The organism is Winogradskyella poriferorum (assembly GCF_050618035.1).
In the GTDB taxonomy this organism is placed as follows: Bacteria; Bacteroidota; Bacteroidia; order Flavobacteriales; family Flavobacteriaceae; genus Winogradskyella; species Winogradskyella poriferorum_A.
In genome coordinates, this window is sequence record NZ_JBODPY010000257.1 from 1 (window position 1) to 218 (window position 218).

The window sequence follows — 218 nt, forward strand, 5'->3', positions numbered from 1 at the left end:
TAGAGAATGCCCAGCGGCCATATCTGGTTTAAAAGGATCACCAAGTGTTTTTGCCAAAATCACCGAGTGTAGAAATATGGCAGGCTAGGTTACTTTGGTTTGTTTGAGATCTTCAGCAGAACCTTCAAACATTATATCTGAAATGTGAAATCCTAATATGTCATTCGCATTTTCAAATAATTCTTGGGCGGCAGGTGATTTTTCATAAACATCAAGAC

General features: G+C 38.1%; 1 pseudogene. It reads right to left on the bottom strand.

The features are described from left to right. Positions 1 to 218: pseudogene (locus ACRHOC_RS15680) on the bottom strand (ACP S-malonyltransferase); the annotation flags it as partial.